This is a genomic window from Persicobacter sp. CCB-QB2, from assembly GCF_001274635.1.
In the GTDB taxonomy this organism is placed as follows: Bacteria; Bacteroidota; Bacteroidia; order Cytophagales; family Cyclobacteriaceae; genus Persicobacter; species Persicobacter diffluens.
Genome location: NZ_LBGV01000001.1, coordinates 84,717 through 106,491, shown reverse-complemented (window position 1 = coordinate 106,491; position 21,775 = coordinate 84,717). Strand labels below are relative to the sequence as shown.

Annotated in this window: 18 protein-coding genes; 5 read left to right on the top strand and 13 right to left on the bottom strand. The window is 42.7% G+C overall.

Annotated elements, in window-relative coordinates; translation table 11 throughout:
* Nucleotides 1–477: 477 nt before the first annotated feature.
* From NG22_RS00545 to prfB, 3 genes are all read right to left on the bottom strand, one after another.
* Nucleotides 478–1,392: a hypothetical protein gene (locus NG22_RS00545; RefSeq protein ID WP_053403923.1), complete on the bottom strand. Its 915-nt coding sequence runs from the start codon at nt 1,390–1,392 to the stop codon at nt 478–480.
* 63 nt (nt 1,393–1,455) lie between these two features.
* On the bottom strand, nt 1,456–2,703 hold the full coding sequence (locus NG22_RS00540) for an MFS transporter (protein ID WP_253275634.1): 1,248 nt from the start codon (nt 2,701–2,703) through the stop codon (nt 1,456–1,458).
* Between the two features lie 22 nt (nt 2,704–2,725).
* A protein-coding gene (gene prfB, locus NG22_RS00535) for a peptide chain release factor 2 (protein WP_157600788.1) occupies nt 2,726–3,827 on the bottom strand; the annotation gives its coding sequence in 2 pieces (ribosomal slippage) (nt 2,726–3,766 and nt 3,768–3,827; 1,101 coding nt in all).
* A 537-nt stretch (nt 3,828–4,364) separates the two neighbouring features.
* Here prfB and NG22_RS17290 point away from each other — a divergent pair.
* The gene (locus tag NG22_RS17290) at nt 4,365–4,925 is read left to right on the top strand and encodes a transposase (protein ID WP_072159011.1); all 561 of its coding nucleotides are present in this window, start codon (nt 4,365–4,367) and stop codon (nt 4,923–4,925) included.
* A 143-nt stretch (nt 4,926–5,068) separates the two neighbouring features.
* Here NG22_RS17290 and NG22_RS00520 read toward each other — a convergent pair whose 3' ends face one another.
* The 5 genes from NG22_RS00520 to NG22_RS00500 all read right to left on the bottom strand — a co-directional run bounded on the left by NG22_RS00520 (nt 5,069) and on the right by NG22_RS00500 (nt 9,408).
* Nucleotides 5,069–6,130: a branched-chain amino acid aminotransferase gene (locus NG22_RS00520; protein ID WP_053403919.1), complete on the bottom strand. Its 1,062-nt coding sequence runs from the start codon at nt 6,128–6,130 to the stop codon at nt 5,069–5,071.
* Nucleotides 6,131–6,308: 178 nt separating this feature from the next.
* Nucleotides 6,309–6,854, bottom strand: coding sequence for a cob(I)yrinic acid a,c-diamide adenosyltransferase (locus tag NG22_RS00515; RefSeq protein ID WP_053403918.1), 546 nt, complete (start codon nt 6,852–6,854; stop codon nt 6,309–6,311).
* Nucleotides 6,855–6,940: 86 nt separating this feature from the next.
* Nucleotides 6,941–7,417, bottom strand: a complete 477-nt coding sequence (gene msrB, locus NG22_RS00510) for a peptide-methionine (R)-S-oxide reductase MsrB (RefSeq protein ID WP_172674292.1) — start codon at nt 7,415–7,417, stop codon at nt 6,941–6,943.
* A gap of 33 nt (nt 7,418–7,450) precedes the next feature.
* A complete protein-coding gene (locus NG22_RS00505; RefSeq protein WP_053403917.1) occupies nt 7,451–8,140 on the bottom strand; it encodes a hypothetical protein in 690 nt (229 codons plus the stop codon).
* A gap of 230 nt (nt 8,141–8,370) precedes the next feature.
* On the bottom strand, nt 8,371–9,408 hold the full coding sequence (locus NG22_RS00500; RefSeq protein ID WP_053403916.1) for a guanosine monophosphate reductase: 1,038 nt from the start codon (nt 9,406–9,408) through the stop codon (nt 8,371–8,373).
* A 653-nt stretch (nt 9,409–10,061) separates the two neighbouring features.
* Between NG22_RS00500 and NG22_RS00495 the strand changes: the two genes are divergently transcribed.
* Nucleotides 10,062–12,596 carry a PA14 domain-containing protein gene (locus tag NG22_RS00495; RefSeq protein ID WP_053403915.1) on the top strand — a complete coding sequence of 845 codons (2,535 nt, stop codon included), beginning with the start codon at nt 10,062–10,064 and terminating at the stop codon, nt 12,594–12,596.
* 305 nt (nt 12,597–12,901) lie between these two features.
* On the opposite strand, the gene NG22_RS00490 is transcribed toward NG22_RS00495, so the two are convergent.
* The 3 genes from NG22_RS00490 to NG22_RS00480 form a co-directional block, all read right to left on the bottom strand.
* A complete protein-coding gene (locus NG22_RS00490; RefSeq protein ID WP_053406841.1) occupies nt 12,902–14,401 on the bottom strand; it encodes a peptide MFS transporter in 1,500 nt (499 codons plus the stop codon).
* A 373-nt stretch (nt 14,402–14,774) separates the two neighbouring features.
* On the bottom strand, nt 14,775–16,859 hold the full coding sequence (locus NG22_RS00485) for a mechanosensitive ion channel family protein (protein WP_053403914.1): 2,085 nt from the start codon (nt 16,857–16,859) through the stop codon (nt 14,775–14,777).
* Nucleotides 16,860–17,331: 472 nt separating this feature from the next.
* Nucleotides 17,332–17,559, bottom strand: a complete 228-nt coding sequence (locus NG22_RS00480) for a YtxH domain-containing protein (protein WP_053403913.1) — start codon at nt 17,557–17,559, stop codon at nt 17,332–17,334.
* Between the two features lie 295 nt (nt 17,560–17,854).
* Here NG22_RS00480 and NG22_RS00475 point away from each other — a divergent pair, with 295 nt between their 5' ends.
* The 3 genes from NG22_RS00475 to NG22_RS00465 all read left to right on the top strand — a co-directional run bounded on the left by NG22_RS00475 (nt 17,855) and on the right by NG22_RS00465 (nt 19,830).
* Nucleotides 17,855–18,559 (top strand): hypothetical protein, encoded by a 705-nt coding sequence (locus tag NG22_RS00475; protein WP_053403912.1) that lies wholly within the window; start codon nt 17,855–17,857, stop codon nt 18,557–18,559.
* A gap of 84 nt (nt 18,560–18,643) precedes the next feature.
* Nucleotides 18,644–19,171 carry a hypothetical protein gene (locus NG22_RS00470; RefSeq protein WP_053403911.1) on the top strand — a complete coding sequence of 176 codons (528 nt, stop codon included), beginning with the start codon at nt 18,644–18,646 and terminating at the stop codon, nt 19,169–19,171.
* A 143-nt stretch (nt 19,172–19,314) separates the two neighbouring features.
* Nucleotides 19,315–19,830 (top strand): hypothetical protein, encoded by a 516-nt coding sequence (locus tag NG22_RS00465; RefSeq protein WP_053403910.1) that lies wholly within the window; start codon nt 19,315–19,317, stop codon nt 19,828–19,830.
* Here NG22_RS00465 and NG22_RS00460 read toward each other — a convergent pair.
* Nucleotides 19,827–20,303: a GNAT family N-acetyltransferase gene (locus NG22_RS00460; protein ID WP_053403909.1), complete on the bottom strand. Its 477-nt coding sequence runs from the start codon at nt 20,301–20,303 to the stop codon at nt 19,827–19,829. The genes NG22_RS00465 and NG22_RS00460 overlap by 4 nt on opposite strands.
* A 363-nt stretch (nt 20,304–20,666) precedes the next feature.
* Nucleotides 20,667–21,641: an ADP-glyceromanno-heptose 6-epimerase gene (gene rfaD, locus NG22_RS00455; RefSeq protein ID WP_053403908.1), complete on the bottom strand. Its 975-nt coding sequence runs from the start codon at nt 21,639–21,641 to the stop codon at nt 20,667–20,669.
* Nucleotides 21,642–21,775: the final 134 nt, after the last annotated feature.

Here is a 21,775-nt window from a genome sequence, read left to right as displayed (position 1 = left end):
AATAAAAAATAATCGGCAATTTCTTTTAACAAGAAAGCTTATTTAACGGAAGACAAACCTTGAGCACAAGCCTGCCATTCATTTTCTTCTACGTCCCATTCTTTCCATCAATACCCTAATCTCCTTTAGAAATTCAATCATCGGGTAATTTGATCCATTAAGGCGGTCAAATTGAAGGAAAAATATCAATAACAATGCTTGAATAATTAACCCGTATTATACTTGCTTCAAAGCCAGTTTAGCTACGTGACGGAAATAGTGAGGCAATTGAATAAGAGGATTCAAACTTACCCCAATTTGGGCTATTAAAACTCAGCAAAAAACACCACCATCTAATCGACAATAAATAACTTGGGTAGTTTACTGGGTGCGACGGTGAATAATTCGGGTAAAATCCAGTTGTGCATAAATCCCGTAAAAAAAGGCTACCCTATAAGGTAGCCTTCTGGACTTTAAATTAAATACCACTTCCTGTAATCAGGGGCAATTATACTCCATCTCATATTCATCCACCTCGACATATTCCTCTCCTCCATTTCCATCCCAATAGGTCGATTTGTCTAGGCTACTTACCGGTAAGCCATTTTCACCATACACATAGGTGATTAATGTCTCCTGAAGAACCTGATTTCCTATTTTATAAATTAACTTAGTCGGATTATTCCTACTCCAAAAGTTTTCATGCCAAACTTGCGCCAATGGCAATGAGGCAACAAAAGATGGCTGCTGATCATATTCAAAAATAACCTCAACGTTTTCCTCAAAAGTAAACCCATACTCATCTACCAAAGTAACTTTCGAAATGGCCGAAACCATATTTCCATTTTCATAATGAAGGTCATATGTCATTTCATCCACCAATTGGCCATCAAAATCATAGATGTATTCCACCCATTGAGAAGGATACATCTTCGCCACAGGGTAAATCAGCTCATCGGCCCAGGTAATCAATGAATTACTTGCTGCTTTAGCCTTTCGATTCATAAAATTACGCTTAATCTTTCCACCAAAAGACTTTCTTAAGCTTGAACCCAAATATAAACTCTCCATTCTGGTCAATCTCCCTGAGGGGTCGTAACTATATAAGATCTCATTACTTTGATCATAAAGGCGGCCTAATTGCCCGGAAGGAAGATAATCATAAAGCATGCTGAGTTCCACTGCATTGTCCTGATACTGTTCATACATCGCGACTACTCTTCCCTGCTTATAATCGAAAATCGTTTGAGACTGAAATAGATTTTCATTATAATTATATTCTAAGGTAATTTTTGTCAAATCACAAATTACAGGAATATCATTAGGATTATCATAGGACAAATCATCTTCTCCTTCTCCGCATGAAATTAAGAATGGGATAAATAACAAAATTACATACCAATTGGCTTTCATAAATAGATTTATAAATATTAAAAAATAAATTTATACAAGTATATTAAACCACCCCCAACATACCTACTCCTTTATCGACTTTCCTCTCTCCCACATAATATAAACCAGCGCACAAGCCCCGGAAGCCGCTGCCAACCAAAAGGTAAATGGAAAATTTGCCGCCTTATTCTGATACACCGACTGCGAAATCAATGCTCCTAAACCAATCCCCAATTCCAGGGAAATGTACATGGTCGCAATGGCTCTTCCACGCTTTCCTTCCTCTGCCAAATCAATTGTCCAGGCATAAATGGAAGGGATCATCGTTCCGAAGCCAAAGCCGAATAAAAGCGCTGCCGAAAGCAATGAAAACAGATCATGCGCAAAGCCCAAATAAGTCATCCCGGCAATCAGGAACACCAAACCAAAAATCGACAGCGGACGACGCCCGTATTTATCCGACAACCTTCCCATAAATATCCGGCAACTCAGGGAAGCCAAAGTAAAGGTGGTGAAGAATATCCCCTTATTCTCAAAGCCTAAATGCACCGTCAAGTCCGGTACAATCGTGAGCACCACTCCGAAGGAAAAAACCGTAAACAGCATCACTACGGCCGGCACTACCACGCCACGATCAAAGAAATCCTCCATCCCAACATTCAACAAGCTCCAACGGAAAGGCTCTTTATTCGGTAGTGTTTCCTGCATGCCCAACAAAATCAAAACCGACAGAATGGAAACCATAGAGGAAGTATAGAAAAGTGCATCTATCCCAAATTCATTCGCGATCAAAGAACCCATATAAGGCCCGATGGCCATTCCGGTAGAACTGAAAAATCCATGGATCCCCATGGCCTCTCCCCTTCTCGTCGCTGGCACCACATCCGCCACATAAGCAGAAGTCGCCGTCGGTTTAAAGCCTGTAGACAATCCATGAAAAAGGCGAAGTGTCAGAAAGCCTCCCACTGTATGCATCAAAGGGTACAAAAAGCCCATCACAAAACAGACTACGGCACCAAACACCATCACCGGAATCCGCCCAATCCGGTCCGACAACTTCCCCGAAAATGGTCTTGACAAACCTGCCGTCAAAGTAAATAATGCGATGATCAAGCCTTTGTAATCCGCCCCACCCATCGCCGTCAAATAAGCAGGCAACTCCGGAATCAGCATATTAAAACTACTAAAAAACAGCAGTGAACTCATGCACAAGAGCCAAAACTGCGTATTATATATTTTTTGATTTTCCAATGCCGGAGCAGTCATATTTCTCGAAACCATATCCATAGTGATAAAAAAAAGGAAGCCGAAATTAATCAAGCTTCCTTTCATTTTTATAATCTTCCCGGAAGAATTAATCTTCCTTATCTCCTCCACCTTGCGCGGCTAACAGATAGGCTTTGATATAATCATCCAAATCGCCATCCAATACATTCTGAACATCCGTACGCTCCACTCCGGTACGCGCATCCTTGATCAGTTTGTAAGGGTGCAAAACATAGTTACGGATCTGCGAACCGAAATCAATGCCCATTTTGGAATCTTCAATCTCCGCACGTGCCGCATTACGCTTGTCCACCTCAATTTGGTATAGCTTCGACTTCAGCATCTGCATCGCAATTTCCTTATTACCCAACTGCGAACGCTCCTGCTGACATTCAATCACAATACCCGAAGGCGCGTGATGCAATCGAACCGCCGTCTCTACCTTGTTCACGTTCTGCCCACCGGCACCCGATGAACGGAAAGTATCAAATTTTATATCTGCCGGATTCACATTAATCTCAATCGTGTCATCCACCATCGGATAAACATATACCGACGAGAAAGAAGTGTGGCGACGTCCACCGGAATCAAAAGGAGAAATACGCACCAAACGATGCACCCCATTTTCCGATTTCAACAAGCCGTAAGCAAATTCTCCTTCAAAAGACAAAGTCGCGCGCTTCAGTCCAGCCACGTCCCCCGCCTGATAGTCAATCTGCTTTACCTTCATGCCGTTCTTCTCCCCCCACATGATGTACATCCGCATCAGGATCTCAGACCAATCCTGCGACTCCGTACCCCCTGCTCCAGGGTTAATTTCCAGCATCGCGCCCAACTGATCCTCCTCAGCGGACAACATCTTTTTAAATTCCAGCTCCTCTACATCCTTTACCACCTTGGCATAATCGACGTCCACTTCCTCCATTTCCACTTCACCTTCCTGGTAAAATTCATAGAGCGTTTCCAAATCGTCCAAACCGGTCTGGCAAATAGCAAAGGCATCCGTCCACACCTTCTTATTGCGAATACCCTTCAGAATCTTTTCAGCCTCCTTCGGATCATTCCAAAATTCCGGTTGTGCCGTAATAGTTTCCTCTTCTGCGATCTCAGTTACCTTACGATCGTAGTCAAAGATACCCCCTCAAGGCCGAGATGCGCGCCTTTAAATCCTTCAGTTGATCTACTGTCATGGATAAATATTGTGTTGAAAATAATTTATTGAATAGAAACGAATTCAACCCGTTTCCAATTTGAGTACAAACCTAAGCTTTTTATCCAACTATACGAAAAAATTATTCCGATGACTTTTAGGGGCTTCCCTCCTGACGTCGGTCGGGCTCGCGGCAGTCGCTCTTTTTGCGAGCCGCTACGCCTTAACCCGAATGATGCATGCTTAAATCCTCGTTTAGCTGCAAGGCGGGAAAAATGAAGGAATAGTTTCCTATTTCAAATTTTTTCCAACGAAGCAGATGAATGAGGAGAAAGCAAGCTTGACCTAATTCGGACTATCATAAATCAAAGAACAATACACATTACAACCTAAAAGTGAGTGCTTTCAATTAATTGAATTTAGCGGTGCATAATTCGGGTCAAGGCTGCAAAAAGGAGCCTCACAATGCCTTCATCCCTAAGCCGGTTGGAGTGGAATTCCCCCACAAACCTACTCCAGCCCCTGCAAACAAAGACAACCTCCTCCCACTTTTCTTCTCTCATCCATCCTAACTCCCATGCCCAACCTCAAATACCAAAATAAATACCGCATCCCCTCTGCCCGATGGCCTGCCTGGGACTACCGTTGGCCTGCGCTGTATTTTATCACCATCTGCACCCAGCACATGCGCCACTACTTCGGATACATCCAATCCAAAAAAATGCACCTCTCCCCTATCGGCGCCATCGCACACGTGCTCTGGCACGAAATCCCGCATCACAACCCCAACACCCGACTCCACGAATTCATCGCGATGCCCAATCACATCCACGGCATCATCGAAATCCTGGAGGAGGACTCCAATTCCGTACAGACAGGGCATGCCCTGTCTCTACCCAATACACCACAACCTGCCCAATCCCGCTATCAAAATATCGGATCCAGCTCCATCTCCACCATCATCGGCGGATACAAATCCGCCGTCACCAAACACTGCAACCGCCTCGACTATGAATTCCAATGGCAACGCCTCTACTACGACATCGTGATCCGTGACCGCCGCGCCTATGAAAACATCTCCAACTACATCATCCGGAACCCGGAAAAATGGAATAATGACAAATTTTACCGCAAATGAATGCAATCATCATTCAAATATCACATACGAAAAATCCCTTCCCGTACAGCCAGGGCATGCCCTGGCTCAATCCCCAATTCAACGGCACAAAAAAAAGCCGCTCCAAATAAATGAAACGGCTTTTAAATATTATCAATTCAACATCAAAGCTTGATCACCCAACCATGGGAATCTGCTTTTCTGCCATAACGAATTTCTTCAAAATAAGTCGCGATCTTCTGCGACAACGCACGATTATCCATATCCAACTCGAAATCCTCTCCGCGATATCCGATTTTAGAAACAGAACTCACCGTCACAGCCGTACCGACGCCAAACACCTCCTGAAGCTTACCTTCTCGATGCGCATTGATCACCGTCTCTACTGCCAAACGACCAACATGAACTTTTACGCCCCATTCTTCCGCCACTTGCAATACCGATGCACGCGTAATTCCTGGAAGAATCGTTCCGGACAATGCTGGAGAATAAAGCTCATTATCGATGACGAACATCAGGTTCATCGTCCCTGCTTCTTCGATATACTTATGCTCAATGCCATCCGTCCAGATCAACTGGTCATATCCTTGCTGCTGACCCAATTTCGCCGGATACAATGAAGAAGCATAATTACCTGCTGCTTTGGCCTCACCGGTTCCACCAGCCGCCGCACGGGTAAATTCTTCCTCCACTTTCACTGAAACTGGTTCAGAATAATAAGCTCCCACAGGGCAGGCAAAGATCATGAAGCGATAATTCTGTGAAGGCTTCAAACCTACATACTCATCCATCGCAAACATGTATGGACGGATATACAAAGCTGTTCCGGGCAAATTCGGCACCCAACCACGATCAATTTCCAACAATCTGGTCAGGCCGGACATAAAAATATCCACCGGTAATTCCGGCATACACATTCTCACCGCCGAACGGTTCAAACGCTTCGCATTATCCTCCGGACGGAACATCAACACGTTACCTTCTGCATCTTTAAAAGCTTTCATTCCTTCAAAAATGGATTGTCCGTAATGCAAAGCCATATTAGCAGGGCTCAGCGACATATTCCCGTATTCCACAATACGCAAGTCAGTCCACTCCCCATTGACGTAATCAGCGACGAACATATGATCGGTATAGACTCGACCAAATGGAATGTTATTAAAATCAACTTGTGGGAGGCGACTCTCCGCCACCAAATTTTCCGAGATTGTGAGCGTTTCTGCCATATTTAAAAAGGGTATTAAATTCCAGACGGATTCTCAAATTGATAAGAAACCGGCCTTGAAGATAACAAAATGATTGTGATAAAGGCGAATTCTGTTGGTTTCAAAACGAAAAACAGCGATTTCGTCTATAATCTCTTCAAAAGTAGAGAAATTCTGAGAGATTAAAGTTTCCTCTCGCTTATTTTTTTGGAACCCATGGAATCTCTTCCAACTTTTGTTCATAAATAACCATTCGGGCCAGGACAAATAAATAATCCGAAAGGCGATTCAAATATTTAATCACTAATTCAGGCACTTCGCTTTCTTCCGTCACCCGAATAGCGTTTCTTTCTGCCCTGCGACAGACACATCTGGCGATATGACAATATGAACTGGTCTGATGTCCGCCCGGCAACACGAACGAACGCATGGGAGGAACAGTTTCCTGCATTTTATCAATCGCCTGTTCCAATTGCTCAATATCCGACTCATGTAATGCCGGCAATACGATTCTGGAATCTCCTTCTGAGGCCAGATGAGAGCCAATGGTAAACAGGCGATCCTGAATATCTAAAAATAAAGCACGACGTTCCTCATCAGTAGTTAAATCACGGATTAATCCGATATAGGAATTTAACTCATCCGTAGTACCGTAAGCCTCCAGACGAATATGCGACTTGGGAACACGCTTTCCATTCACCAGGGCGGTCGTTCCTTTGTCTCCAGTTTTGGTATATACTTTCATAGCGTTTCTTAAAACGGTAAATTACACAATAAAAAATAGTTTAGATATCATATTAAAAGAAAAGGCCACCCAAAGGCAGCCTGAAATTATTTTTGTTCTTCTTCTGATAGCGGTTTAAAATTTAAAGAAACCGAATTCATACAATACCGAAGGCCTGTTGGCGGCGGCCCGTCTTTGAAGACGTGTCCCAAATGCCCGCCACAATTAGAACAGGTAATCTCGGTCCGAATCATGCCGTGGCTCTCATCTCTGGTCTCGGTCAGCGCATCCTCCTTAATGGGTTTAAAGAAACTTGGCCATCCACAATGAGAGGCAAATTTTGCATCCGACAGGAATAAGTCCTGCCCACAACCTTTACAAGAATATAAACCTACCTCATAAAAGTCATCATACTCGCCTGTAAAGGGACGCTCTGTTCCCTTCTCACGCAAAACATGATATTCCAGATCCGAGAGTTTGTCTTTCCAATAAGCATCATCCTGCTCTTTCATTGCGGTGTTGTTTTGGGCGAAAAGGGCATTACTGTAAATCAGTATCCCCAAAAATAACATTACTTTCCTCATTGATCATCAATTTAGTTTAGGATTGGTAATGCTTTAATCGACTGTTATATCTTTAAAGGTAAATGGTGGTGTAAAAACTCTGTTACTTTCATTCAGAGCCCTATCCTGGATCCAGATTTCAAATTTAACGGAATCAAACCTTAAATCGGTATTATTCAATCCTCTCGTATTTAACCCATATTTCAACTCTCCTTGTAAGGGTCGATTTTTATCCGTGGTATTGAGGTAAGGAAAACGACTATCCAGTGACAAACCAAATTCTTCCAAAAGATCGAATTCTTCGTAAGGTTGATCTGTTCCTGCGGGTTTACTATAAATTCTTAAAAAGAAATTTTTATGATTAGGGTTTAACTCAATCCGGAAAGTGTCCGCTCGAAAATTATCCCCGCTTCCTGAGGACAATATTTGCCAGTAAATATTATTGGTTTGACTGTTAAAAGGTGGATCTTCCGGACGACGATTCGCATAGGTAATCGGGTTTCCGCTCGCATCAAACAGATAATTAATCGGATTGAAGGGCGGCAAGGTATCCCAAACGGCCAAGCCCAAATCCCCATCCCCGTCTTCAAAATAAAGATAGATATTAAGAGAATCAGTGGTTTCTCCGCCAGACTTAATCTCCACTTTTTTAAATTCAATAAAAGGAATTGAAGGCAATTCCGGAGGAGCATGACAGGCCCCGATGATCATGGCTATTAACAGGGGCAGGAGATATTTTTTCATACAATAGGTTTTTGGGCCAAAACAATCTTTAATCTTCTACGAAAATTTTGGAGCAATCGACAAAAAATCATTCCTTTTCTAACATGGAATGTTACCGGTAATCATGAATAAGGAATCACCTTTTTTACGATGCACCTTACATGAGCCAGTAAATTGCTTAAAAAAACCAAAAAGCACAAAAAAAGCGGCCATTGGCCGCTCTTCCTCTCCATCAAAAAGGATTTACATCCTTATATCTTCTTTACCCCATGGGCAATGCTTTCTTTCATCCCCTGTGTAGATATTTCAACGAACTCTACCTGACCTTTCATTTCTCCAATGGTCTTGGATCCATTATAAGTCATACCGGATGCCAATCCACCCAAATATTTCTTAATGATCGGCTCTACAGGACCTTTATAATCTACCAATGTTTTTTCTCCCTCAACAGACACTACCTCCATGGATTTAACATTGTCCTTTTTCAATTTTTGGATCGCCGCATCGAAAGAGGCCATACCACGATAAGTCTTGTATTTCTTACCGTCCATGGAAACTACCTCACCAGGGGTTTCATCCGTACCGGAAACAATAGAACCCACCATCACCGTATCCGATCCGGCACCAATAGCCTTCACCACATCTCCAGGCACCTTAATGCCACCGTCACCACAAATCGGTACTTTACCTGCCACAGCCTGAAACACATTATCAATGGCGGAAAGCTGCGGAACACCACAACCGGTCATCACGCGGGTGGTACACATGGAACCGGGACCAATCCCTACTTTCAGGCCATCCGCTCCCCATTCCATAAAATCCAAAGCAGCAGCGGCAGTGGCAATATTCCCTACCATGACATCAATGTTTGGATATTCTTTCTTGATAAACAATAAAGTATCTTTAGCCATCTCCGAATGCCCGTGAGCAATATCTAAAACGATAATATCTACCCCCGCAGCAGCCAAAGAGGCCAAACGCTCCTCATAATCTTTAATCCCCAAAGCAGCAGCACATAGCAAGCCTTCGGCCTTAATCTTCATGACTTCTGAAGACTGCTCTTCAATGGTTAAAAAGCGGTGCAATACGCCCAAACCACCCAATTTTCCAACAGCAATACACATATCTGCCTCACATACGGTATCCATATTGGCAATCAGGATCGGAATATCGATAGAATGATTCTTGGTTACGCGCGTGCGGAAGGATACATCTCGACGAGACTTAATGGTATTATACTTTGGTACAATCAGTACATCATCGAAACTATACGCTTTTTTGATATTCATATTTTTATTATTTGGCCCAACCCTTCCAAAACCTTAGACACACGAATAAGCGCTGATATACCATTATGTACCAGCGTTTTAAAGGCCTCGAAAGTCATTGGGAATTACGAAAACACTTTTTCCGTGTTTAAATATCCGAAAATTGATTTGAGAAACAATAGGGATTAGAAAATAAATAAGCCCTTAGCAGAAATCTATTAAAAAAGCCCTACTAAAACTTATTTTCAATCAAATTTCACTTGAGTACACCCCAAAAATAGGAATGGAAATAAAAGTTTGACTCAAAAAATAATACCATTAAGCTGCATCATTTATTTTTAAAGTTCAGCCGATTCCTAAATGATTTCGAAAAAATGAGGCGGTTTGTCGAAATCAACCGATGGAACTTACATGAGTATTTCGCATCTGACGAAGGCTACAAGGGGGGCATAAAATCCCAACCGAAAATAATCATTAATAATTCCACTAATATATTGTACTTTAAATAAATACAAACTAATTACTAATCATAAAACTCTAATCTAGATTAACGAGATATAAAAAACATAATTCAGGTTCCTTAAAAAACTTACAACTCTAATTATTCACCTTTAAAAACGAGGGGTACTCAAGCAGGTTAGGAGAGGAGAAAACTATAAAACCTCCAAAGAATAATGTTTCGCATTTTTACACTTAAAAGTCACCCGAACCTGCTTTTCCTCCTGCTTTTATTCATTTTGCCATTTTCGGTTTTTGCAGAAAAGCATATCATTAGCCCTGCCAATAATTATGTCAAAGGCCCTGATTTAGGGGTTCAGCCCGGAGACACCTTGGCCGTACAGGCTGGGCAATACCCCTTCCTTGGTTTTGTGGAGATTGTCGGCAGCCCGGAACAGCCTGTGGTCATCATTAATGAAGGCGGTCAGGTGAAAATTGGTGAATTGCAGCATTATTATGGCATCAACTTTAGAGACAGTAAGCATTTCATATTTACCGGTACTGGAGATGCTAATTTTGAATATGGCTTCTGGATAAACAACCAGGAAAATACAGGATTTGGGATTTCTGGCGTATCGACGGATTATCAGCTTGATCATATTGAAATTTCCAATACCGGATTCGCCGGGGTTCAGATCAAATGTGACCCCATTTGTGATAAACCGGAAACCTGGGGGGAAAATTTCACCATCCAAAATATTAGCCTGCGTCACCTATTTATTCATGATACCGGGGGAGAGGCCTTATACATAGGCCATACTGGGACCTCCGTTAACCAAGGAGCATGCACAGGCCTCAGTCCTGCGAAAATGCAAAACGTGACCATCACCCATAATCAAATCGAGCGCACTGGCTGGGATGGCATACAGGTAGTAAATGCCATTAGCGATGTCAACATTTCTCACAATAGCCTGAAAGACTTTTCTCAGGAACAAATCCGAAATCATTCCTCAGGCATCTTTCTTGGAGAAAACACCATTAACTCTGTCATTTCGAACAATTATGTAGAAAATGGCTACGGGGTTTCCATTATCCTTTTTTCTGCCAACGACACCCAAGTTTACAATAATGTGGTAATCAATGCGTTTCAGGACGCCATTTACATTGCCAACCGAACCTCCGATGCCAATCGGGCCATTCACATTTTCAACAACACCTTATACAAACCCGGACATCATGGCATCATCACTTATAATTACGAAATTGGATTGACCTCCATTCGGAACAACCTCATCGTAGGCCCGGGAAAATTACAGGAATACCAATTTGCAAAAAGAATTAAGTCCTACATCATGGTGCCGGATCACATTTCTCCTACAATGGACACCCTGGCCAATGAACGGTACGAATATGCCCTGACTGCTTCTTTTTTGGACTCCGCCGCTTTTGACTTACGCCTGAATGATGATTCCCCGGCCATCGACAAGGGGACTGATCTACCGTTCCCGGTGAGTACTGATTTCGAAGGCAATAGTCGTATTTATGGCGCAATGGCCGATGCCGGCGCCTATGAGAATCAAGGTGGAAGTTCCCGTCTCAGCCAGCCACAAGGCCTTTGGCGGGAAGTATGGACCGATATGACAAATGGCAAAATCAGCGAGATTCCACTGGAGGAGGCCCCCACTTTTCAGGAAGCAATCAGTGAGTTCACCATACCACAGGATCAGGGAAATTACTATGGAGATCGGATTTCGGGCTGGCTAACGGCTCCCCAAAGTGGGCTATATACTTTCCATGCCAGCGCAGACAATAAGGTAGAGCTTTGGCTAAGTACCGATGAGCAGATGAATAATGCTGTTCGAATTATCAATCTCACCAAAAAAACTACCTATAATGCTTTTAATGAGCAAACCGCACAAAACTCCGAGCCAGTCTCCCTTGAAGCCGGAAAAAAATACTATATCGAAGCCCTTAGAAAAGAGACCGGCTCCAATGATCATCTTACTATTGGCTGGACCCTGCCGGACGGCGAGCAACAATTTCCCATTGGCATGGAATTCCTAAACCCTTTTATTCCTGAAGATCATTATCAGGGAAAAGGATGGCATTTGGAATTATTTCCTACCAGCGATTTCAGCGGAACCCCTAAGGTGGATATCTCCGGTGCCATATTTAACCATTGGAGAAAAAGCGCCCCTGCGGAAGGCTTTGCCCCAAAAGCTTTTTCCGCCCGCTGGTCAGGAGCGGTGGAAGTTAGCACGGAGGGCGACTACCTGTTTACCATGGACGCCAATGACGGAAGTCGCATATTCATTGATGGTAATTTAATCATGGATGCCTGGTTCAACCAAAAAAGAACTGAGCGGACGGCGCAGATCAACCTGAGTGCCGGCACGCATCTGATTCAGGTGGAATATTATAATTCCGGAAGCTGGGCGCATGCCACCCTGTCTTGGCAGGGCCCGGATTTTGCGAAAGAAGTCATTCCGCAATATCTGGTAAGCCCCTCAGAACCGAACAACAACCTCCGCCAAATGCCCATTTCCGAAAACCCCACTCCCTCTGCATTTCATTTCCCCAACCCCTCCTCCCAACACCTCCAATGGGACAGCTCTGACCCCAACTTCTTACTCAACATCACCGACCTGAACGGTAATACCGTTTTCAAAACCAATGCCCCTAGTGGGCAAGCCTACATCCCTTCCGGACTCTACATTTTCCGATATCGGGAGCATGGCAGCCTTCAATCTCAAAAGGTGATTGTTCAATAACCCGGATTATTTATACTTAAATCCTCGTTTAGCTGTAAGGCGGAAAAAATGATGGAATTTCTCCTATTTCGAGTTTTTTCCAACGAAAAAGATGAATGAGGAGAAAGCAATCTTGCCCAAATTTGGGCTATTATAATTCAAAGAAAATAAGTTTTAAGAATTGAAAATAAGCCACTTGCGCAAGGTTAAAAATATAGCGGTGAATAATTCGGGATAATTTCCAAAAAAAAAGGAGGTCATCCACCGTGGACAACCTCCTTTTGTTTTGTAAAAGCATGATTCAACATGCTCTTATGTAGAAAGGATTAGTGAATACCTTTCATCATTTTGATCATGAATGGTGACAATACCAAAAGGATTACCCCGGCAATCGCGGCTTCAGCACCAATGAAATAGAACAATGGAATGTCAAAGTTTTCCACAATACTTTTCATAGAAGCCGCCAGGAAGTTACCCAAGGCAATAGATCCCATCCAAAGCCCCATCATAACAGAGACGATTTTTGGTGGAGAAAGCTTGGTAATCATCGACAGACCAATTGGTGAAAGACAAAGCTCACCCCAGGTGTGTAGCAAATAAACCATTACCAACCAAAGTGGAGAAACTTTGTTTAAACCACCGCCTGTAGCCTCATCAGCCAAGGCCATTACAAAGAAACCAGCTGACAATAAGAATAAACCTATTGCAAACTTCACCGGAGTACGTGGATTTGCTTTGGCACGGCTTAATTTATCCCAAATTACGGTAAATACAGGTGCAAAAATGAAGATAGCAATGGCGTTGATCGCCTGGAAAGCAGAAGCAGGAATTTCCATTCCGAAAAGACTACGCTCTGTCATATCACGGGCAAACAAGTTAAAGGTACCCCCTGCTTGCTCAAAGCCTGACCAGAAAACGATGTTGAAAATCGTCAAAAGGAAGATAACTCCTACACGGCTCCACTCTGTTTTACCTTCCGTATTTTTGAATACTGTGAATAACAAGTAAAGAATACCACCACCACCTACGGTGTAAACCAAAATATCCTGACCGATTTCAGGCAAAGCAGCCCAACCTAGCATTACACCAATAGCCAAAAGCACGGTTCCAGCTACATAAAAAATGATGTCTTTCCAATCTGAAGCGGCGATACGCAAAGCGTCTTTTGGCGCTTTTGGAGGCAAACCAACGTTACCCAAAGTTTCGGCACGGAAGTAGAACCAAAGCGTACCGATCAACATGCCCACACCAGCAGACAAGAAACCATAGTACCAAGCAATACCTTCCGCTAAAGCACCGGCAACCAATGGTGCGAAGAACGCACCTGCATTAATCCCCATATAGAAAAGGGTGAAGGCACCGTCACGACGATCATCATTGGCATCATACAAGCTCCCAACCATGGTCGAGATATTCGGCTTGAAGAAACCGTTACCCAAAATCAATACCGCCAATCCAAGGTTGAACATGAATTGGTGATGTGCAGTAGGATCATTGCCATGCATGGCTGAATAAGCCAAAATAAATTGACCAATCGCCATAGCAATTCCACCTATGTAAATTGTTTTGCGCTGGCCTAGTACTTTATCGGCCAAAATTCCGCCAATAATTGGAGTTACATAAACCAAGGCGGTAAAGATACCGTACAAAGCCAGAGCCTGATCATCTGTATAGCCAAAACCACCATCAACCAGCTGCGCTGTTAAAAATAAGGTTAGAATTGCGCGCATCCCGTAGTACGAGAAACGTTCCCAGAATTCTGTCGCAAACAGCGTAGACAATCCCATTGGATGCCCGAAGAAGCTCCTATCGACTGTTTTTTCCATTTTTAAAATTATAAGATTCCTAAAATTCGTTTGGTTCTCTGCTTTCTGCAGCTCATTGCCCCCTAAGCCCAAAAAGATAAAAAGATGGTTGAAAAATGAATTGCCAAAATTTCCACCTTTAAATGCCTCAAAGCATTTCGCAAAAAAACAGTATTACATCTAGCTTGCGAATTTATCAAAAAAAAAGCATTGATATTGAATTTGAGGGGTATCAATTCGAGAAAAGGTCAAATTTGAAGGCCAGGCTTGAATAATTTCCCTAAAATAAAAAAATGATCTTCTTAAGATGCCAAAAGCGTTTGAAAGCAAACCGAGATTCCCTGCCTCACCAAACGTTCAAAAAAAATCCCTGACCAAAGCCAGGGATCAATATTTACTCTATAAAGTTTGTCGGAGGGTTGTTATCCACCGCAAGCGATAGCTTATTGCCGGAAGCCAGGTGAATATCAAGTTCTGCAGCTAATCGGATTATTTCATGTACCAAATCATGCCTTAGCGCCAGCTCCTCATTATAATCTGCCACATTCAGGTAAATATACACCAGCACATCGTAACTATAGGCCGTCACGTCATATAGATATACCCTTGGATTCTCCCGTATATGTTCATGCTCCTCAAAATATTTTCTTAAGCCATTCACATAACCATTAATTTTGGGTAAGGGAGAATTCTGTGAAATTCGTAATACCGTCCTAAACTTACGATACTCCCTCCTCCCCAGATTGTTGACCGTAAAATCGGCCATCTTACTATTAGGAATGGAAACCACAGAATTATCCGAAGTTCGAATGCGAGTAGATCGCAATCCTATTTCCTCTACCGATCCTGAAAAATTATCCACGCTGATCCACTGCCCAACGGTGAAAGGCTGGTCTAACAGAATCATGACAGAACCAAAGAAGTTTTTGATCGTTTCCTGTGCCGCCAGTGCCAGGGCAATACCCCCTATTGAAAGCCCCGTTAGCAATTTCCCCATATTCACCCCGGCTTCTGACAACAGAATCAGAATTACGAATATCACAGTGACAATCTTCATCACCATGGCCAGGAAGGGATAAAGACCTCGCTTCTTAGCTGTTTTCTTTTTATGACTTCTGTCCGTCCACCAGTCCAGCACTCTGAAAGCTCCGGAGGATAATAAAATCAGAAAGAAAACTTTAGTAAAGAAACGTAGATAGGAGTAGAAATTAATCGGGAGTTCCGCCGCTGGCATAAAATTAAAAACCACCAAAAATATTCCTGAAGCCAACAATGGCGGGAAAATCATCATGGGATATTTCCTATCATCTTCATCCTCATAAATTGCCCGAACCAAGAAATTGAATACGGTTACTGGCACAATAAAAAAGATAATTCCCAATATGATGGTCAATAAAATCATGGCCACCTGCCAGCGTTCCAGTCCCCACATAGGATCCCGGGCGGTTTCTCCCACCCAGCGTTGCACTTTTTGAGCTACATTATCTATCCGCTCTTTTCCAAATAAATAAACTCCGCTATGAATATCATCCAACATAGCCACACTTACTTCGGAAAGGAGCCATTGACTACCTTCCTTCTCTAAATATAATTCCGGCAGCCTGCGGTGAATCACAAAGCGTTGCTCATTAGTCAGGGTGTCTGTATAATTTGGATCATCTGATAAATCCCTAAAATTGATGGCTATTCCCATTCCATCAAAAATCTCTTTCAGCTTAATTGCCGCCTCAATTTTCTCTGCGGTTTCTGCATCTCCTTCCATGGCTCGGGCTGAAAGATCAGGTCGATAATGATCGGATGCTAAAAAATAGAAAATAGTTTGAAGCGTCTGCCGTGGAGTTTTTAACCTAAACTCTTTTGGCGTCCCCTTATTTTCCACCACCGGCTTTTTTACCGGTCTGGGTTTTACATTTAAAGAATCCTCGGGTACAAATTCCTCCACCGGCTCATCTGGTAGCGTATCCGGTAGCACCACCAATTCATCCTGTATGTTTAATGATGGAAAAAGCCGGTCATAAAGAATAGGAATAGCATTGGCCGTTGGCTCAGAATAAAGCCATTTAGCCCCAATCTTTTCCAAATAGATTTCCGGGAAATCATCAAAGGGCTGAAATTTCTTTTCGCCACCAAGCAAACCATCCTTATAATTGCGCTTATCCGGCACCTCATCCCAGTCTACTCCACCCAAGCGACCAAATATTTGTTTCAACTGCAGTGCCATGCCTATTTTCACTTGTAAACTCAAGCTATCCCCGGCAATGGTGTATGCAGCCACCGATGGTTGGTAATGCGCTTTCTCCAAAAAATACAAATGAGAAGCCATAGTGGCCTTAGGCGTTTTGGTTGAAAATTTCACCTTCGCCTTTTCATTTTGTGCGGTTTCAGCACTTACATTTACCTGACTAAACAGTCCGATGCATAAAAACAGGAAAAACAAAATCCCTTGCGGACACTTGTGAGCAGCCCAATTTTTGATCACTTCCTCATAATTTGATGTTGTCAACAAAAATAAGCATTCGGCTTTTCAATACCTAACCCGGATTATTCATACTTTCCTTCTAAATATAAATGGAGGACTGAAAAAAAACGATAATTTCATCCAAAGGCGTTTTATTATCCTGAATTATCCTCCTTTAACTGTAAAGCCGGAAAAATGAAAAAATAGTTTCCTCATTTCGAGATTTCCCGAGCGCAGCAGATGATTGTGCAGAAAGCAAGCTAACCGAAATCTGGACTATTAAAAGCCCTCAAAACGATTGATATTTAAAACTTTGACGCACTTATCCGAATTTAGTGGTGAATAATTGGGCTAAAGCACAAGCCTATTTACAGACTGAATTGCGCGTATTTTATGGAAAATGCCTCGGTTTGGCAATCAGCTTTGGGGATGGGGCAAAAAAAAACGACTGTCATAGATCTCAGTCGTTTTTTCAAAATCCTTAATAGGGAAATTAAGACATCAACTCATTGGCTTTCTTACCAATTTGTTCTGCCACTTCATTAATTTTCTTTCGGCCACTTTCTGCCTGATGCTCTAAATCCCCTCCCCATTTTTTAGCTTTTTGACTAAGCTTATCCTGCGTGTCTTTTCCGGCTTCCGGTGCTAATAATAAGCCCGCTACTATCCCCAAAGAGATGCCGGTGAGAAAAGCAAATATTCCAGTTCCTGCCTTGTTCATAGTGGAAAAATCGTTTAATAAGAAATAATATCTATTTTTAAATACTAGAAATAATTTAAAATGTTGAGTGATCCTTTCTTTTTTTAAGATTCAAAGAAGAAATATTCAATATCACTGAAAACGACGCACTTCAATATCTCGGCGTAGATTTCAGGACCTATTACAAAAAAACACCGCCTTGAAGTATTAAATCGGTCATTATTTTAGCTAAATGGTCAAAACAGTTATTTCTTATTTAAATAATTTATCCTTTATTGAAGGTCTTTAGACACCCAACCATTCCAACCCCATATTCATGACCAAACATCCTTTGCTTGGGACGGGCCTTATGCTGCTCCTGCTGATGTTGACCTTTTTGCCAGGCCAGCTTTTTGGGCAGGCCAATAACACCCTCTCACTCACCGACAGGAAAGGGCAGAAAATTTATCCTATCATTTATAATCGATACAAGGAACTTAGAGAGGAATACCCAACTGTAAGCAGCCCAAGAATTCAAGCGCTCAAGGAAATGGCTTTTTATTTCAGATCGCAACAAAAAGCGGGAAAGCCTGCACGTTTCATTTTTTATGCGGATCAAAATGCTCAGACCATCCAATTTACCATGGCATGGGCCACAGTTGCAGCCTTTTACTATGGAGTGAATCAAGTTTCCTTTTATGCAGTTAGTGGTAGTGGCGAAGCCATTCAAGCCAACACCATCAAGGCCTTGGAAAAAATGGGCTTCATCGCCTACAATGATGAATACGGAAGGCTCCAATTTCAGCTTCATTATGGTTATCAACAACAACCATTAAAAATGAAGTCCTATCGCCCCCAGGAAAAAGGGACTCCTCTGGAAGATTACTGCACTGTTATTGTGGACGCAAGCAGCCCCCTTTTAAAAGGCTCCGACCTCACCGTTTACCTGCCCTACAACGAATTTGGTGAGTTGGATGATTTTGCACTCAACAAGCAAATCAGCCTCGAGATGTTCTATCTTTTTAAGCACTTAAGAGATTAGGTCACTCAAATTAGCCATGTAAGTTTTTATGCATTATTCATGAAAATCAATAGATTTATATTTTAATCAATTCAACCTTTACTTATGGATTTCTTTGAGCGAATGCTTTATCCTTGTCGATGGGGACTTACCCTCAGCGTATTGGCCATTTTTTTGGGGTTCCTGATCGGAGGCTTATTTGGCGCCAATGAAGATGCACTAAAAAATCACCTTAAAACCGAAGGACAAGCAGTTTTGTCGACCGTCTATCAAAACGATGAGGCCGCCATGAACAAGACTGTCGCCAAATCCTGGTCGTATTTAAAAAGAGCTCACCTACATGCAGGAGCTATCGGAGCAGCAGCCCTTGCGCTTCTATTGTTATTGGGCGCCTTGCCGGTAAGCTATATCTCCAAGCTATTCAACAGTTGGCTCATTGGTCTGGGGGCCCTGATTTATCCCATTTTTTGGCTATTGGCAGGTCTGAAAGCACCGGGTTTAGGAAGCACACATGCTGCTAAGGAAAGTTTAAATTGGTTAGCTATCCCCTCAGCCGGCGCCTTACTGATCGGTACTTTTCTGATTTTTCTGCTCTGCCTGAAGGTTTGTTTTCAGCCTAAAAGTCGCTATTAAAATCCGGACAATATTTGTTCATTAACGGACAAGTTGTACGAATGCGAACAGCTTTAAGCATTTATAAATGCTCTACACCCCTCATTTACAGTAGTTTTATTTTTGGCATAATCTTTCTAGTTTCTAGGGCAAACAGAACCACTATGAAAAATCAGATTACACTTTTTGCCATTGTATTACTCTATTTCCTGAGCGGAAAAGTGCAGGCTCAAAACCTTAAAATAAATGATGCCGATTCATTGACTTCTTTTACCATCACCAATAAAAATGGGGAAGAAATTGACGGAGAGGCCTTCTTTGAAGAGTGGGGCGAAAGCTTCGGAAAAAGATTTGAAGATGCGGAAGATATGGGCATTGCGGATTTCTTTTCCGGCTTTGGCCAATCCATGGCCGAATTAGGGGAAGCATTAAGCCGTATGAACATTGAGATGGTTAATGTGGATCCGGACAACTTCTGCGATGTAGAAAATGCCAAAGGCTCTTGTGAAGAATGGGAAGAAATCCGCCAAAAGCTTGAAAACAAACACAAATCCACCATTACCAATATTGATCGACTGAAGATCATGTTACAGGAAAAAGCCGTGGCCATGGAAATGGATTTACGCTTTGCCAACGGTAAAAAAATTGGCAATTACCGCTGGCAAGTAAAGGAAGATTAAACCTTTCCCATCTGCTCTAACGCTCGCCCACTTAAACGAAATGGGACCCATTCTTTCTGAGGGCGTGCGCCAAGGCTTTCATAAAATTCAATGGAGGGCTGATTCCAGTCCAGGCAAAACCACTCAAAGCGACCACAATTCCGCTCAACGGCCAATTCTCCCACAGCGGTTATCAACATTTTACCCACCCCTTTGCCTCTGAACTCCGGTTTCACAAATAAATCCTCCAGAAAAATACCTGGCTTACCCAAAAAAGTGGAAAAGTTGTGGAAAAACAGGGCAAAACCGGCTGGCTTACCTTCATATTCGCCAATCAATACTTCGGCAAAACCCTTATCGAATATATTCTCTTCCAGCTCGGCGACCGAAGTCACCATTTCATCCTCCAGTTTTTCATATACCGCCAAACCATATATAAAATCAAATATCAATGGGGCATCCGCACGCTCCGCCTTTCTTATTTTTATCGACATGCTTTTCTTTTAAAACTAAACAGTGTCGGAGAATAAAAAAAGGACTTCCCTCTCAGAAAGTCCTTTTTACCCTAAAATAGGAAGTTATATTTTTGGGGGAATGCTGCCGCAGGCGTCAGCACCGCGCTCGCACGGCTCACCCCATTCGGCCTGTCGCCCGCCTGTGGTTCAAACAAACCCGCTTCATCGCTTTCCCTGCGGAGCTTCGCTCCTGTAGTACTCGAGCATTGCCGGCAGAGGGATAGAGGGATTGTCGGAGCTCTTTTTTGCAGCCTTAAGGCGTAGCGGCTCGCAAAAAAAGCGACTCCCGAAAGCCCGACCGACGTCAGGAGGGCTGCCCCAAAAGAAAAAAAATCTGCTTTATCAGTAAATTGCCTTTTCCTTCAGTAGATAATTTTTGACATAATCGCTCACCCCTTCTTCCAGCGTATGGAAGGCTTTATTGTAACCGGCCGCCTTCAGCTTATCCATTTTCGCTTCGGTAAAATATTGGTACTTATCTCGAATATCTTCCGGCGTAGGAATGTAAGTAATGTCTGCGGGCTTATCCATGGCTGCAAAGGTGGCCAACACCAAATCTTTAAACGTACGCGCCTTACCCGTCCCGACATTGTAAATACCGGAATGCTTACGGCTGTTCATGAGGAAGATTTGCACTTCCACTACATCTTTCACATAGACAAAGTCACGCATTTGCCCGCCATCTTCAAAATCCGGATGATGGCTTTGGAACAACTTCATCGCGCCTTTTTCTTTGATCTGATTATAGGCATGGTGCACCACAGAGGCCATTCTTTCCTTATGATATTCATTCGGACCATACACATTAAAATACTTCAAACCTGCCCAAAAGAAAGGAGCTTTTTCCTGCTCTAAAGCCCAGATATCAAAATTATTTTTGGACTCCCCGTATAAATTCAGCGGCTTTAATTTAGGAGGAAAGCTGTGGTCATCATCATAGCCCAGAGCGCCGTCACCATAAGTCGCTGCGGAGGAAGCATACACCAGCGGTAGCTGATAGTCCACACACTGCTCCCAAAGCTTTTTGGTATAATTATAATTCAGTTTATCGAAAACCGACTTATCAAAAACCGTGGTAGCGGAACAGGCGCCATTGTGGAAAATAAACTCCACCTCTGCCTGATTGGCATCCAGCCAGGCATGGAAATCTTCTAAATCTACCCGCTCCCGGATTGCCTTATCTTCAAGATTCCGCTCCTTTGCCGAATTGACATTTTTAAAGTCATCAACTGCAACTATGGCTTTGAAGCCCAACTCATTCAATCTGGCAATTAAGGCACTGGCGATAAATCCAGCAGCTCCCGTAACAACGATCATAGGATGTAAATTTAAATGCGACTATTCTCTGTGCTGCAAATATCCCATTTGAAATGAAAAAAGCGAAAACATCGGCATTCAATTTTCACTTCTGCATCAAAGGATAAATCAAAACTTCCTTTATATGATTCAAT

What these genes read in the sequence shown, in the direction of transcription:
- NG22_RS00545 (WP_053403923.1), bottom strand. Translation starts at nt 1,392, where the DNA reads ATGAAAGCCAATTGGTATGTAATTTTGTTATTTATCCCATTCTTAATT.
- NG22_RS00540 (WP_253275634.1), bottom strand. Translation starts at nt 2,703, where the DNA reads ATGAAAGGAAGCTTGATTAATTTCGGCTTCCTTTTTTTTATCACTATG.
- NG22_RS17290 (WP_072159011.1), top strand. Translation starts at nt 4,365, where the DNA reads ATGCCCAACCTCAAATACCAAAATAAATACCGCATCCCCTCTGCCCGA.
- NG22_RS00520 (WP_053403919.1), bottom strand. Translation starts at nt 6,130, where the DNA reads ATGGCAGAAACGCTCACAATCTCGGAAAATTTGGTGGCGGAGAGTCGC.
- NG22_RS00515 (WP_053403918.1), bottom strand. Translation starts at nt 6,854, where the DNA reads ATGAAAGTATATACCAAAACTGGAGACAAAGGAACGACCGCCCTGGTG.
- msrB (WP_172674292.1), bottom strand. Translation starts at nt 7,417, where the DNA reads ATGAGGAAAGTAATGTTATTTTTGGGGATACTGATTTACAGTAATGCC.
- NG22_RS00505 (WP_053403917.1), bottom strand. Translation starts at nt 8,140, where the DNA reads ATGAAAAAATATCTCCTGCCCCTGTTAATAGCCATGATCATCGGGGCC.
- NG22_RS00500 (WP_053403916.1), bottom strand. Translation starts at nt 9,408, where the DNA reads ATGAATATCAAAAAAGCGTATAGTTTCGATGATGTACTGATTGTACCA.
- NG22_RS00495 (WP_053403915.1), top strand. Translation starts at nt 10,062, where the DNA reads ATGTTTCGCATTTTTACACTTAAAAGTCACCCGAACCTGCTTTTCCTC.
- NG22_RS00490 (WP_053406841.1), bottom strand. Translation starts at nt 14,401, where the DNA reads ATGGAAAAAACAGTCGATAGGAGCTTCTTCGGGCATCCAATGGGATTG.
- NG22_RS00480 (WP_053403913.1), bottom strand. Translation starts at nt 17,559, where the DNA reads ATGAACAAGGCAGGAACTGGAATATTTGCTTTTCTCACCGGCATCTCT.
- NG22_RS00475 (WP_053403912.1), top strand. Translation starts at nt 17,855, where the DNA reads ATGACCAAACATCCTTTGCTTGGGACGGGCCTTATGCTGCTCCTGCTG.
- NG22_RS00470 (WP_053403911.1), top strand. Translation starts at nt 18,644, where the DNA reads ATGGATTTCTTTGAGCGAATGCTTTATCCTTGTCGATGGGGACTTACC.
- NG22_RS00465 (WP_053403910.1), top strand. Translation starts at nt 19,315, where the DNA reads ATGAAAAATCAGATTACACTTTTTGCCATTGTATTACTCTATTTCCTG.
- NG22_RS00460 (WP_053403909.1), bottom strand. Translation starts at nt 20,303, where the DNA reads ATGTCGATAAAAATAAGAAAGGCGGAGCGTGCGGATGCCCCATTGATA.
- rfaD (WP_053403908.1), bottom strand. Translation starts at nt 21,641, where the DNA reads ATGATCGTTGTTACGGGAGCTGCTGGATTTATCGCCAGTGCCTTAATT.